The following is a 13,848-nucleotide window of genomic DNA, read 5'->3' on the forward strand; positions in this document are numbered from 1 at the left end:
CTAGGCTGGCGCGCCCTTGTCCCCTCATCCGGGGCGTGGCCATCATGGATCGGATCCCCGTCGAGAACTGCAGAATCGAGATGTCTGATGTACCCCACCCCGATGACCTTCGACGTGGCGCGCGCCGGTCGCGCTCTCGCCCAGGTCGGTGTCCGCACCCTGGCCACCGCGGCCGGCCTCGAGAAGGAGCAGCTGCGCCGCTTCGAGAAGGGGCTGGCCGACCTGCGGGTGGACGAGCGTCTGCGTCTGGAGAAGGCCCTGCTGAAGTACGGCGTCGGGCTGGTCCCGGAGGACGAGTTCGGCGGCACGGGGGTCCGCCGGATCTTCTCCGCCGAGAAGTCCCGGCGCATCAAGGCCATGGAGAACGAAGGCGGCCCGGCATACGAGGACGACATCTGAGTCCTGTGCCGACAGGCGGCCGGCCCCGCATCCCGGGCAGGGATGCGGGGCCGTCGTCGTCGGTCCGCCGGGGGCGGCGTCTCAGGCGGACTGCAGCGCCTTCGTGACCTCGCTCAGGCCCTCCTTGAGGAGGTCCTCACCGATGGTCAGCGGCGGCAGGAAGCGGACGACGTTGCCGTAGGTGCCGCACGTGAGCAGGATGACGCCGGTGGCGCGCACGGCCGCGGCCACGGTGGCGGTCAGCGTCGCGTCCGGCTCGCCGGTGGCGGGGTCCACGAACTCGATCGCCATCATCGCGCCGCGACCGCGGACCTCGGCGATGCGGTCGTCGGTGTTCTGCTCGAAGTGCTCGCGGATGACCTGCTCGATCCGGCGGGCCTTCTCGAGGAGGCCGTCCTCCTCGACGGCCTCGAACACGGCGAGCGCCGCCGCCGTGGCGACGGGGTTGCCGCCGTAGGTGCCCCCGAGGCCGCCCGGGTGCACGGAGTCCATCACCTCGGCGCGGCCGGTGACGCCGGAGAGAGGCATGCCGCCGGCGATGCCCTTGGCGGTCGCCATCAGGTCCGGCTCGATGCCCTCGGTCTCGGAGGCGAACCAGGCGCCGGTGCGGGCGATGCCGGACTGGACCTCGTCCGCGATGAACAGGACGTCGTTGGCCTTGCACCACTCGACCACGGCCGGCAGGAAGCCCTCGGCCGGGACGATGAAGCCGCCCTCGCCCTGGATCGGCTCCATGATCACGGCGGCCAGGTTGTCGGCACCGATCTGCTTCTCCAGCGCGGAGATGGCGCGCTGCGCGGCCTCGGCGCCGGACAGGCCGTCCCGCAGCGGGTAGGAGCCGGGCACGCGGTAGATCTCGGGGGCGAACGGTCCGAAGCCGTGCTTGTAGGGCATGGACTTGGCGGTCAGCGCCATCGTCAGGGTGGTGCGGCCGTGATAGGCGTGGTCGAACGCGGCCACGGCCTGCTTGCCGGTGAAGGCGCGGGCCACCTTGACGGCGTTCTCCACGGCCTCGGCGCCGGAGTTGAACAGGGCGGTGCGGGTCTCGCCGGGGATCGGGCTGGTGCGGTCCAGCTGCTCGGCCACGGCCACGTAGCCCTCGTAGGGCGTGATCATGAACGAGGTGTGGGTGAACTGCGCGACCTGCTCCTGGACGGCGGCCACGACGCGCGGGTGGGAGGCGCCCACGGAGGTGACGGCGATGCCGGAGGCCAGGTCGATCAGGCGGTTGCCGTCCACGTCCTCGAGGATGCCGCCCGCGGCGCGGGCCGCGTACACCGGCATGGTGGTGGCCACGCCGGCCGGGACGGCGCGCTGCTGGCGCTCGGCGAGCTCACGGGAGCGGGGGCCGGGCAGCTCGGTGGCCAGGTGGCGGGTCTGCTCGAGGTCGGGGGTGGCGGTCATGGAGATGCCTCCTGGGGACGGCTCACGGGGAGCGGGGACGACGGGTGGGCACGACGACGACGCGTCGGGCCGCGTCCTCCCATGGTGGGGCGTCGAGTCCATGCCGTCCAGTGATGATCTGGCATGGAGGCTATGCTCATCCGGCATGGAGGAGAAACTGCTCAGGGCCTTCGTCACGGTGGCCGAGGTCGGCACGGTCTCGGGGGCCGCGATCCGCCTGGATCTCGTGCAGTCCGCGCTCAGTCGGCAGCTGCAGCGGCTTCAGCGTGAGCTGCGCCTCCCCCTGTTCGCCCGGGTCGCCGGCCGGCTCGAGCTGACGACGGCCGGCGAGGCGTTCCTCCCGGTGGCGCGCGAGGTCCTCGTCGCCCATCGACGGGCGGAGCAGGCGGCCCGCGCGCTCGCCTCCGGTCGGCTCACGGACGTGGCCGTGGCCGCGCCCGGCACCACCCTCATCGACGTCGTGCTGCCGTTTGTGGCCACCTTCGGCGAGGAGGACCCGCGCCCGCGCGTCGCGGAGACCCAGCTGGACGACTCGCTGCTCGACGCCGTCGCGCGGCACGACCTGGTGGTGATGCCGACGGTGCCGCCGCCCTCCGTCGCGTCGCTGCCGCTGATGGACCTGCCCGTCTGGGCGTACGTCGCCCCGGGCCACCCCTGGGCGGGCCGGACGCGGGTGTCCCTCGACGACCTCGTCGCCCAGCCCGTCGTCGCGCCCGCGCGCACCTTCATGGCGCGACGCGTCCTCGACGGCGCCGTGGCCGTGGCGGGCCTCACGCCGCCGGCCCTCGTCGAGGCGAACTCCGGGCGGGTGGCCCAGGCCCTGGTCGCGACGGGGGCGGGCGTCGCCGTCGTCACCGAGGACCCGGCCTTCGGGTTGATGCCGGTGCGGGTCATCGCGCAGGGGCGGACGCTCACGGTGCGACTGCATGCGGCATGGCGGGAGGACCACTTCGCCGCCGAGACGCTGGAGGCGATCGCCCGTCGGCTGCAGGCCTTCGTCTGGGACCGCTATGCCGAGCCCGGGGATGTGGCGTCTCACAGGAAGAGTGCGTGAATTCGGCGGCTGTGGCCAGGCAGCGCTCAACAGATGCACATGTGGCAGATAGGGTCGAGGTGTCCGTGACCCACATCACCTGCACCCACTCCAGGTGACCCACGCCCGCACCGCCGAACCGGAGGACCCCATGTCCCTGCAGTTCCCCGCCCGCCTGTCCGCCGCCGCCCTCGGTGCCGCCGTCCTCGTCGGCGTCGCCGCCGCCCCGGCCCACGCCGCCACCTGGACGCCCGAGCACGGCACCCCGTCCGGCACGTTCGTCAGCTCGGACGACAACCTGATGGAGTTCGTCCTCTACGACAACTTCGCGACCGAGGACATCCGCGCCGTCGTCGTCACCGCGTCCGGGGAGGAGACCGAGATCCAGGTCGACTTCATCACCGAGGACGACATGGGCGCCGTGTTCATGCACGACATCGAGCAGGCCCTCGGCGGCGACCTGGCGCAGCCCTACGAGGTGCACGTCTACGGCGCCGGCCAGCTCGCCTTCGGCGCGGCCTTCGCCGCCGACGGCACCATGACCCCGGTCGAGGCCGAGGAGTTCATCCCGTTCGAGGACTGGGCCGAGGTCGCCACGTGGCGCGTCTACACGGACCAGAACGCGACCGTCGTCGAGTCCCTCGTGACCGAGGACGGCGGCGTGCCGAGCCCGATCGACGCCGAGCTCACCGTGGCGCCGAAGCACGGCACGGTCGAGATCGGCGGGACCTCCTTCGGCTACACCCCGGAGAAGGACTTCCTCGGGACCGACACCTTCACCGTGGTGATGACCGCGAACGGCGTCACCCGCACGGTCGAGTTCACCGTGGAGGTGCTCGACCTGCCGGGCGACTCCACGCCCACCCCGATCGACCCGGCGCCCGCCCCCGATCCGCAGCCCGAGCCCGAGCCGGCGCCGGAACCCGAGCCCGCCCCGGAGGAGCCGGTCGATCCCGCCCCCGCCCCCGAGGAGCCCGCCCCGGAGGAGCCGGTCGATCCGGCCCCCGCCCCCGAGGAGCCCACCCCGGCCCCCGAGGAGCCCACCCCGGCACCTGAGGAGCCCGCCGAGCCGGCCGAGCCGGTGGTCGACGAGGACGAGCCCGCCGCCCCGGCCCCCGAGCAGCCGGACGAGGACGGCCACACCGTCCCGGACACGGTCGAGACCGGCAACGGCTCCGCGTGGGGCCTGGCCGCCATCGGCGCCCTGGCCGCCGGCGTTCTGGTGCGCCTGCGCCGTACCTTCGGCCTGGCCTGAGCCCGCGCCGAGGCGGCCGGGGCGCACCTGCGTCCCGGCCGTCCCGAACGGACGACGCGCCGGGCTGAGGCCGGAGCGCGTGAGACCATGCCGTCGTCGGACGCGGCCCCGGGCGGGCCGGGCCGATGCACACGAGGGGAGAACCTGGATGAACACCACCGTCCGACGCGCCCTGTGGGTGGTCCTGGTGCTGCTGTGCCTGGGACTCGTGTTCCTCGCGGTGCGCGGGGTGCTGGCGGTCGGCGCCGTGCCGATCAGCGCTGCCCCCACCCTCGGCGCCACGGCGTCCGCGATCCCGTCGTCGTCGTCCTCTGCACGCTTCACGCCCAGCCCCGCACCGACGGCCACACCGACCCCGACGCCGAGCCCGTCCTCGGCGGCACCCACGCGGGAGGCGGCGGTTCCCGTCGAGACCCAGGAGCCCGCCGGCACACCCACGCCGTCCGAGGAGCCGACCCCCACCGAGGAGCCGACCCCCACCGAGGAGCCGACCCCCACCGAGGAGCCGGCCCCCGCCGCGGCCGCCCACCTCTCCGGCCCCGCCGCCCCGTGGGACGAGATCACGGCGACGCCCGTGCACGTGGACGTCCACCAGGACGGCGAGCAGATCGTCGGAGCGGGGATCGACCTGACGCAGTTGGACGAGGGCGGCGACCTGGACCCGGAGCCGCAGACGGTCGGCTGGTACGGTCCGCCGCAGTGGGGCACCACGCCGGGGGAGCGCTCCCCGTACGCGGGGGTCCTGGCCGGGCACGTCGTCTACTACGGCGTGCGGGACGTGTTCTGGAACCTGGGCGACGTGCGGGCGGGCGCCGTCGTCGTGGTGACGTACGACGACGGCACGCAGGCCGCCTTCGAGGCGGATGCGGACGCGGTCTCGGTGGAGAAGGAGGCGCTCACCCAGGATCCGGTGCACCGCTGGGCGTGGGAGCCGGGGGGCGACGATGCGAAGGTCACGCTGATCACGTGCGACCTCGTGCCGGGCACGGGGATGGCCGGGAACGCCTTCAACAACTGGGTGGTGCAGGCCACCCGCGTCGCCTGAGGCCGCGGCGACCCCGGGGCCGGGTGGTCGGAGGGGTACCCTGGGGAGGCCGGGGCGGCCGACCGCGTCGGACCGCCCTTGACCCCGTGACCGGGTGACGACCGCCGAGAGGACCTGCGCCCATGAGCCGAGCCGACATCGCCCCCGCCCGCGTGCGCCCCCGCCGCTGGAGCGTGGCCGTCGGAGGGGCGCTCCTGAGCGTCACCCTGGCCACCGGCGGCTGCAGCGTCGCCGAGGAGCCCGGACAGACCGGTGGCACGGAGGCGGGGAACACCTACCTGGAGGGCGTGCTGGCCAGCCCCAGCCAGACGTCCGCCGACCCGCTCGCCGCGGACATCCAGTTCGCGGGTCTGCTGCTGCGCAATCACCGCGACGCGATCCAGCAGTCCGACGAGGTGCTGGGCAAGGACGGCGTGGACCGGGAGATCCGGGCCACCGCCGAACGGATGAAGTCCGAGCACGAGGAGCGGGCGGGCCGGCTCGAGTCGATGCTCGAGGGCTGGGGCGTCCCCTCGGATGACGTGCGCGGTGCGGGTGCCGAGTCGACTCCGTCTGCGCAGCCCGAGTCCACGGAGGACGCGGAGCCGACCCAGATCGTGGGCGACGAGCTGCGCGCCGGGCTCCTGTCCGACCGGGAGAAGAACGTGCTGGCCGCCGCCGAGCCGGAGGAGGCGGGACGGATCTACCTGCTCCAGATGCACCGCCTCTATCAGGGCGCGCTGACGATCTCCGCCACGGAGGCGGAGGACGGCTCGGACGACGCGGCCAAGGAGCTGGCCTCCAGCGTGGTCGAGGGCCACCGCAAGGAGCTGGAGAGCTTGGCCGAGACGCTCGCGGAGATGGGCGTGATCGGGTCGAGCGGGGCGCGCACGGCGGACCCGTCCGGGTTCACCGGCCCCATCAAGATCGAGGGCACCGGCGCGAACGGCGGCTCCGTCCCCTCGGACTTCGTCCCGGAGCCGGTGCAGCGGGTGCACAGCTTCCGCGCCACCCAGAAGCCGGTGCTGCCGTCGTCGAGCTCGCCCAGTTCCTCCAGCGCGTCGGGCTCCTCCAGCGCGTCGGGCCGGGACGCCGAGGACCAGCGGGGGCGGGACGCCGCATCGGCGAGCCCGTCGCCCAGCCCGGCCGACACGGCGCAGGCCACCCCGCGCCCCTCTTCCGGGGCAAGCCCCTCGCCCAGCGCATCCCGCTGACGCGCCGGCCGTCCCGATCCGCATCGGGCGTCGCCGTGACCGAGTCGATAGCGCTTCGTCACCGGACAGTGACCCGTATCACGTCCGTGCGGCGTAGATTCGTGCCGACGCAGCGAGTGCGGCATCCGGTCGACCTCGGGCGTCCGAGCCGGAGAACCCCTCGGCCCGTCGCAGCACCGCACCCCTGGAGGAGCACGATGCGCACCGCCCGACCGACCCGCCTTGCCGCCGCCCTGGGGGCCGGCGTCCTTCTCACCGGCGTGGGGGCGACCCCTGCCCTCGCCGCACCCGCCCACCCCGCTGGATGGACCGCCGAGCACGGCCTGCCCGGCGGATCCTTCCTCGTGGCCAGCGCGGAGGGTGAGGCCGGTGCCTCCTTCGGCACCGAGTTCGAGGTGGACGAGTCCGACGTCCGCCTGACGGTGGCTCCGGTGCTGGAGGGGGATGCCCGCGGCGCCGAGACCGAGGTCCCATTCACGTACGACGACGAGTTGGAGCGCGGTGACTTCGACGTCGCCGCGGCCCGGCGGAGCCTGGGCGAGTCGGGGACCGGTCCCGTCGTCTACACCCTCTCTGTCCTGGGCGGCGAGGTGGCCGCCCTCACCTACGGTCCGGACGCCGACCTCACCGACGCTGACCCGGGCGAGCCGCTGCGCGCCGACCAGCGTCATGAGCTCGGCTTCCACATGCTCCCCACCGTCTGGGACACCACCCTGCTCGCGGCGCCGGGGGAGCGAGACGTGTTCATCTCCTCGTACACGGGCGATGAGGCGGCGCCGCTGACGCTCGTCGCGGGCCCGGCCGAGGGCCGGGTCGTCGAGGTGACGGAGGAGGAGACCGGCGGGCCGCGCGGCTACGTCTACCAGGCGCCCGAGGGCTTCACCGGATCCGACACCGTCACCCTGCGGGCCACGAGGGACGGCGTCACGACGACGCGCACGGTGACCGTGCGGTTCGGCGACCCCCGCGTGGACCTCTACGACTGGGAGAACGGGCGGATCCCGGGGTTCGTGAACTTCCCCGTGGCCGGCCTGTTCGACGACGCTTCGGCTCCGGGCCAGCCGACCGATCCCGACACCCCCACCACGCCGGCAGAGCCCGAGACCCCCGCGGCGCCGGCCGAGGGCGAGCACACGGTGCCGGACGCGGTCGAGACCGGGCGCGGTCCGGCGGCGTGGCCCGTCGCCGTCGCGGTGCTGGCCGCGGGCGTCCTGGCCGTGGTGCGCCGGCACCGCGTCGCGGCCTGACCGCTCCGGTCAGCGGGGGGCGAGCAGCGCGCTCTTCTCCGGGTGCTCGTCGAACCACTGGGCGACGTACCAGCACATCGGCACGATGCGGCGGCCCCCTGCAGGGCCGCCGTTCGTCTCGATGTCCTCGACTGCGCCGGCGGTCAGCGTGGCGGCGTGGCCCTGGCCGCGGTGCACGGGGATGGTGAACGCCCGGTTCAGGGAGACGGCCGCGCCGTTGTCCCGGAAGTCGAGGACGGCGAGCAGGGTGCCGCCGTCGTGGAGCTCGTACCGGGACTCGGCGTCATTGCGGGTGACCGTGGGGGAGGTGCTCATGCCGGGGCAACCCCCGGTGGTGACGGGGTATTCCGACGCCGGACGGTGGCGGGCTTCTACATGTAGTGGTCCGCGGGGGTCGGACACGCCGCCCGCGGACGTGGCGAACTCGACTTTCCGGCTGTGGGAACCCGGCCCCGAGATCTCCACCGGCTGTGGACAGTCGACCTCGGTCCCGGCGTGTCCCGCATGTCCGCGCGGATCGTCTCGCACAGCAGGGTGTGGACAGGATGGGCAGAGGGTGGGGATACGTAACTACAGTGGTGTGACTACTACATGTAGGGATGGTTCCCGGCCGAGATCACTAGATGTAGTATCGACGCAGATGTTCGGCACGCCCCGCGATTCACTCTCGTGGGAGCCGCGCCGACACCCGCAGACCACCAGAGACCACGAAGGAACAGGGATCGCCATGACCGTCACCGTGTACACCAAGCCGGCCTGCGTGCAGTGCAACGCCACCTACCGTGCACTGGACAAGAAGGGCATCGCCTACGAGGTCGTGGACATGTCCCAGGACCCCGCCGCCCTCGAGCGCGTCCGTGCCCTCGGCTTCATGCAGGCCCCCGTCGTCGTCACCGAGACCGACTCCTGGTCCGGCTTCCGCCCGGACAAGATCGCCGAGCTCGCCGAGTCCGTTGCGGCATCGGTGGCCTGACCGGGGTCGACATGACAGTCGCCGCGGACCCGAGCCACATCCGCTCGGCCGAGGCGCAGGGGCTCGTCCCCACCGACGCGGGACTGATCTACTTCTCCTCCGCCTCCAACTACACGCACCGCTTCGTCGAGAAGCTCGAGTTGCCCGAGGACCGGGTGGCTCGACTGCCGTTGATCACCCGGGAGCCCACCCTCGGGGCCACCGCCCCGTACGTCCTGATGACCCCCACCTATGGCGGGGGCAGCGGGCCGGGCGCGGTCCCGAAGCAGGTGATCAAGTTCCTCAACGTCCCGGAGAACCGTCACTGGATTCGGGGCGTGATCGCGTCCGGGAACACCAACTTCCATGAGGGCTACTGCCTGGCCGGCTACATCATCTCCCGCAAGTGCCAGGTCCCCCTCATGTACAAATTCGAGCTGATGGGCACGCCCGACGACGTCGAACGCGTCCGCGGCGGCCTGGAAGGACTGTGGACATGACCATCACCGCACCCACCGAGGCGGACCTCATCCGCCAGGCGAAGAACATGCCCGCCGAGTGGCAGAACCTCGGCTACCACGAGCTCAACGCCATGCTGAACCTCTACGGCGCCGACGGTCGCATCCAGTTCGAGGCCGACCACGCGGCCGCGCGCCAGTACTTCCTGCAGCATGTCAACACCAACACGGTGTTCTTCCACGACCTGGAGGAGAAGCTCGACTACCTGCAGAAGAACGACTACTACGAGACCGAGACGTTCGAGCAGTACCCGTTCGAGTTCATCCGAGGCCTGTTCGACCGTGCCTACAAGGCCAAGTTCCGCTTCCCGACCTTCCTCGGCGCGTTCAAGTTCTACACCTCGTACGCCCTGAAGACCTTCGACGGCAAGCGCTACCTCGAGCGCTACGAGGACCGCGTCGCCGTCGTCGCCCTCCACCTGGCCCGGGGCGACCAGGAGCTGGCCACCCATCTGGTGGACGAGATGATCGCCGGCCGCTTCCAGCCGGCCACTCCCACGTTCCTCAACTCGGGCAAGAAGCAGCGCGGCGAGCTCGTCTCCTGCTTCCTGCTGCGCATCGAGGACAACATGGAGTCGATCGCCCGCGGCATCAACTCCGCCCTGCAGCTGTCCAAGCGCGGCGGCGGGGTGGCCCTCTCGCTGACCAACATCCGCGAGCACGGCGCGCCCATCAAGCAGATCGAGAACCAGTCCTCCGGCGTCATCCCCGTGATGAAGCTCCTCGAGGACTCCTTCTCCTATGCCAACCAGCTCGGCGCGCGCCAGGGCGCCGGCGCGGTGTACCTCAACGCGCACCACCCGGACATCCACCGCTTCCTCGACACCAAGCGCGAGAACGCGGACGAGAAGATCCGCATCAAGACCCTCTCCCTCGGCGTCGTGATCCCGGACATCACGTTCCAGCTGGCGAAGAAGAACGAGGACATGTACCTGTTCTCGCCGTACGACGTCGAGCGCGTCTACGGGGTGCCGTTCTCCGAGATCTCCGTGACTGAGAAGTACTACGAGATGGTCGACGACGCGCGGATCAAGAAGACCAAGATCAACGCGCGCGAGTTCTTCCAGACCATCGCCGAGATCCAGTTCGAGTCCGGCTACCCGTACGTCGTGTTCGAGGACACCGTGAACGCCGCGAACCCGATCAAGGGCCGCATCACCATGTCCAACCTGTGCTCCGAGATCCTGCAGGTCTCCGAGGCCTCCGAGTACAACGAGGACCTGAGCTACGCCCACGTGGGCCAGGACATCTCCTGCAACCTCGGGTCGATGAACATCGCCAAGACCATGGACTCGCCGGACTTCGGCCGGTCCGTGGAGACCGCGATCCGTGCGCTGACGGCCGTGTCGGTCATGTCCGACATCCAGTCGGTGCCGTCCATCGCCAAGGGCAACGCCGCCTCCCACGCCATCGGCCTGGGGCAGATGAACCTCCACGGGTACCTGGCGCGCGAGCGCGTCCACTACGGCTCGGAGGAGGGCATCGACTTCACGAACATGTACTTCTACGCGGTGCTGTTCCACGCGCTGCGGGCCTCGAACCGGATCGCCATCGAGACCGGCCAGCGGTTCGGCGGGTTCGAGGACTCGAAGTACGCCTCGGGGGAGTTCTTCGACAAGTACACGGACCAGGAGTGGGCGCCCGCCACCGAGCGCGTCGCCGAGCTGTTCGCCGAGGCCGGCATCGCCCTGCCCACGCAGGACGACTGGCGTGAGCTGAAGGCCTCCGTCATGGAGCACGGCATCTTCAACCGCAACCTGCAGGCCGTCCCGCCGACGGGCTCGATCTCCTACATCAACAACTCGACCTCCTCGATCCACCCGGTGGCCTCGAAGATCGAGATCCGCAAGGAGGGCAAGCTCGGCCGCGTGTACTACCCGGCGCCGTACCTCACCAACGAGAACCTCGAGTACTACGAGGACGCGTACGAGATCGGCTACGAGAAGATCATCGACACGTATGCCGCGGCGACGCAGCACGTGGACCAGGGCCTGTCCCTGACGCTGTTCTTCAAGGACACGGCCACCACCCGTGACCTGAACCGCGCGCAGATCTACGCGTGGACGAAGGGCATCAAGACGATCTACTACATCCGCCTGCGCCAGCTCGCGCTGGAGGGCACCGAGGTCGAGGGCTGCGTGAGCTGCATGCTCTGACAGCCGGCCCTTCGAGGCGGGAAATCCGGCGTATTCCGCGCTTCCGAGCGCGGGTGCGCTCGATTTCCCGCCTCGAAGTGGAGCCGGCGCACCCGGACGGGGAGGGCCGACGAGGTCGTGAGCCCGGACCCGTCCGAGTGGCTGCCGCTGCCCCTGCGGGCCTAGACTGTCCCGGACCCGCGCCCCGATGACCGTGCTCTCGAGAGCCCCCGGAATCCGCGGATTCCCAACGAATTCTTCTGAAGGATGTGCCCTGCCGTGACCGAGACCCAGCAGTCCCACCTCGTCGAGGCGGTCAACTGGAACCGCATTCAGGACGAGAAGGACGTGGAGGTGTGGAACCGCCTCGTCAACAACTTCTGGCTGCCGGAGAAGGTGCCGCTGTCCAACGACGTCCAGTCCTGGTCCCACCTCACGGATGAGGAGCGGCTGCTCTCCATGCGCGTGTTCACGGGCCTGACGCTGCTGGACACGATCCAGGGCACCGTGGGCGCCGTCTCCCTCATCCCGGACGCCATGACCCCGCACGAGGAGGCCGTCCTCACGAACATCGCGTTCATGGAGTCGGTGCACGCGAAGTCGTACTCCTCGATCTTCTCCACGCTGGCCTCCACCCCGGAGATCGACGAGGCGTTCCGCTGGTCCCGTGAGAACCGGAACCTGCAGGCCAAGGCCGGCCTGATCGTGGAGCGCTATGACGGCCAGGACCCGTACAAGAAGAAGATCGCCTCCACCCTGCTCGAGTCCTTCCTCTTCTACTCGGGCTTCTACTGGCCCATGTACCTCTCCGCGCACGCCCGCCTCACCAACACCGCCGACCTGATCCGCCTGATCATCCGCGACGAGGCCGTGCACGGGTACTACATCGGCTACAAGTACCAGCGGAGCATCGAGACCCTGCCGGAGGAGAAGCGGGAGGAGCTCAAGGCCTTCACCTTCGAGCTGCTATTCGAGCTGTACGAGAACGAAGTCGAGTACACCCATGACCTCTACGACGCCGTCGGCCTGGCCGAGGACGTGAAGAAGTTCCTGCACTACAACGCGAACAAGGCGCTGATGAACCTGGGCTACGAGCCCATGTTCCCGGCCGAGACCACGAACGTGAACCCCGCCATCCTCTCCGCGCTCTCCCCGAACTCGGACGAGAACCACGACTTCTTCTCCGGCTCCGGCTCCTCCTACGTGATCGGCAAGGCCGAGAACACCGAGGACGAGGACTGGGACTTCTGATCCCGCTCGCCTGAGCCCCGTCCCGACGACGGCCGGTCGCCTCCCCACGGAGGCGACCGGCCGTCGTCGTCTCGCGAGATGCACCACACTCCGGTGCCCGGTCCCCGCAGTATGACGCTGCGCGTCACCATCACGCCGGCTGGAGCGCACACGCTGCGATAGGCTTGGGCCCAGCTTCAGGAGAAGCGGCTGTGGATCCCGCCTCGGCGGGTCCACGTGGTCCCACGACGAGCCGCTCGCCAACCCCATGTTCACGGGTGGCAACGGACCGAGAAGCGGCCCGCCTCCGCTGCGTGCAGACCCCTCGAGGGGAGCCCGCGGTGACTGGGGGACGGGCAAGAGCAGCGTTCGAAAGGATCCCGGCCTCCGGCTCGGGGCGTCTCCCGCCCCCCCGCCCGCCGTGCTGTGCCCCGCGGGGAACCACCCACCGCACGGCCTACCCCGCACCGTTCCGCACCCGCCGTGCCCACCCGCGTCGGCGACGTCGCACCGTCCTCCAAGGAGAACCCCATGACGACCCCCTCGAACATCTCCCGCCGCTCCTTCGCCGGCCTGTCCCTGGCCGCCGTCGGCGCGCTCGCCCTGACCGCCTGCAACTCGCAGGCCGAGAAGAAGGGCGACGACGGCGCCCAGACCGTGCGCATCGGCGTCGTGTCCGAGAACGAGACGCACCGCGCCCTGGTGAAGCTCGCCAAGGAGAAGCACGGCATCGACGTCGAGATCCGCAACTTCACCGAGTACACGCAGCCGAACCCGGCGCTGGACAACGGCGACATCGACATGAACTGGTTCCAGCACATCGCCTACCTGGCCGACTACAACCAGGCCTCCGGCAAGGACCTGACGCTGATCGGGACCACCGAGATCATCCCGCTGCCCCTGTACTCCAAGAAGTACAAGGACGTCTCCGAGTTCAAGAAGGGCGACACCGTCGCCATCCCGAACGACACCGTGAACCAGGCCCGCGCCATCAACGTGCTCGTCGCCGCCGGCCTGCTGAAGCTGTCCAACGAGACCATCCGCCCGGAGCCCAAGGACATCGACGAGGCCGCCTCCACCGTGAAGGTCCAGACCGTGGCCGCCCAGCAGACCGTGAACGCGCTCGAGTCCGTCCAGGGCTCGGTCATCAACAACACGTTCTCGGCCGACGCCGGCATCGACACGAACACCGCCCTGTTCAAGGACGACCCCAAGGCCGACTCCGCCAAGCCGTTCGTCAACGGCTTCGCCGTGCGTCGCGAGGACCGCGACAACGAGACCTACAAGAAGATCGCGGCCCTGTACCACGAGCAGGCCGTGCTGGACGAGTCCGCGAAGCTCTCCTCCGGCACCAGCGTGCCGGTGCAGCTCGACGCCGCCCAGATCGACGAGACCCTGAAGCAGTACCAGGACGCGATCGCGAAGCAGGGCGCCTGA

13 protein-coding genes are annotated in these 13,848 nt (G+C 70.6%); 11 read left to right on the top strand and 2 right to left on the bottom strand.

The window, feature by feature from the left end; genetic code table 11:
- Positions 1–87 precede the first annotated feature (87 nt).
- Positions 88–399, top strand: a complete 312-nt coding sequence (locus tag AC3RKA_RS04980; protein ID WP_002853887.1) for a hypothetical protein — start codon at positions 88–90, stop codon at positions 397–399.
- A gap of 81 nt (positions 400–480) precedes the next feature.
- On the opposite strand, the gene gabT is transcribed toward AC3RKA_RS04980, so the two are convergent.
- The gene (gabT, locus tag AC3RKA_RS04985) at positions 481–1,803 is read right to left on the bottom strand and encodes a 4-aminobutyrate--2-oxoglutarate transaminase (protein WP_004167618.1); all 1,323 of its coding nucleotides are present in this window, start codon (positions 1,801–1,803) and stop codon (positions 481–483) included.
- Between the two features lie 145 nt (positions 1,804–1,948).
- On the opposite strand from gabT, the gene AC3RKA_RS04990 reads away from it, so the two are divergent.
- The 5 genes from AC3RKA_RS04990 to AC3RKA_RS05010 all read left to right on the top strand — a co-directional run bounded on the left by AC3RKA_RS04990 (position 1,949) and on the right by AC3RKA_RS05010 (position 7,576).
- Positions 1,949–2,857 carry a LysR family transcriptional regulator gene (locus AC3RKA_RS04990; protein ID WP_004167617.1) on the top strand — a complete coding sequence of 303 codons (909 nt, stop codon included), beginning with the start codon at positions 1,949–1,951 and terminating at the stop codon, positions 2,855–2,857.
- 94 nt (positions 2,858–2,951) lie between these two features.
- A complete protein-coding gene (locus tag AC3RKA_RS04995; protein WP_036334545.1) occupies positions 2,952–4,091 on the top strand; it encodes an Ig-like domain-containing protein in 1,140 nt (379 codons plus the stop codon).
- A 148-nt stretch (positions 4,092–4,239) separates the two neighbouring features.
- Complete coding sequence (locus AC3RKA_RS05000) at positions 4,240–5,136, top strand: class F sortase (RefSeq protein ID WP_004167615.1); 897 nt, start codon at positions 4,240–4,242, stop codon at positions 5,134–5,136.
- A gap of 122 nt (positions 5,137–5,258) precedes the next feature.
- On the top strand, positions 5,259–6,329 hold the full coding sequence (locus tag AC3RKA_RS05005; protein ID WP_004167614.1) for a DUF305 domain-containing protein: 1,071 nt from the start codon (positions 5,259–5,261) through the stop codon (positions 6,327–6,329).
- Positions 6,330–6,526: 197 nt separating this feature from the next.
- Positions 6,527–7,576 carry a hypothetical protein gene (locus AC3RKA_RS05010; protein ID WP_004167613.1) on the top strand — a complete coding sequence of 350 codons (1,050 nt, stop codon included), beginning with the start codon at positions 6,527–6,529 and terminating at the stop codon, positions 7,574–7,576.
- Between the two features lie 9 nt (positions 7,577–7,585).
- On the opposite strand, the gene AC3RKA_RS05015 is transcribed toward AC3RKA_RS05010, so the two are convergent.
- Positions 7,586–7,891 carry a GNAT family N-acetyltransferase gene (locus tag AC3RKA_RS05015; protein ID WP_036334543.1) on the bottom strand — a complete coding sequence of 102 codons (306 nt, stop codon included), beginning with the start codon at positions 7,889–7,891 and terminating at the stop codon, positions 7,586–7,588.
- A 412-nt stretch (positions 7,892–8,303) separates the two neighbouring features.
- On the opposite strand from AC3RKA_RS05015, the gene nrdH reads away from it, so the two are divergent.
- The 5 genes from nrdH (at position 8,304) to AC3RKA_RS05040 (ending at position 13,848) form a co-directional block, all read left to right on the top strand.
- Positions 8,304–8,549: a glutaredoxin-like protein NrdH gene (gene nrdH, locus AC3RKA_RS05020; RefSeq protein WP_020625683.1), complete on the top strand. Its 246-nt coding sequence runs from the start codon at positions 8,304–8,306 to the stop codon at positions 8,547–8,549.
- A gap of 11 nt (positions 8,550–8,560) precedes the next feature.
- Positions 8,561–9,028 (top strand): class Ib ribonucleoside-diphosphate reductase assembly flavoprotein NrdI, encoded by a 468-nt coding sequence (nrdI, locus tag AC3RKA_RS05025; protein WP_004167610.1) that lies wholly within the window; start codon positions 8,561–8,563, stop codon positions 9,026–9,028.
- 47 nt (positions 9,029–9,075) lie between these two features.
- Positions 9,076–11,202: a class 1b ribonucleoside-diphosphate reductase subunit alpha gene (gene nrdE, locus AC3RKA_RS05030; RefSeq protein WP_180537555.1), complete on the top strand. Its 2,127-nt coding sequence runs from the start codon at positions 9,076–9,078 to the stop codon at positions 11,200–11,202.
- 246 nt (positions 11,203–11,448) lie between these two features.
- Positions 11,449–12,432, top strand: coding sequence for a class 1b ribonucleoside-diphosphate reductase subunit beta (gene nrdF, locus AC3RKA_RS05035; RefSeq protein ID WP_241179122.1), 984 nt, complete (start codon positions 11,449–11,451; stop codon positions 12,430–12,432).
- Positions 12,433–12,942: 510 nt separating this feature from the next.
- Positions 12,943–13,848, top strand: coding sequence for a MetQ/NlpA family ABC transporter substrate-binding protein (locus AC3RKA_RS05040; RefSeq protein ID WP_080556403.1), 906 nt, complete (start codon positions 12,943–12,945; stop codon positions 13,846–13,848).

The organism is Micrococcus sp. iso_229 (assembly GCF_058072725.1).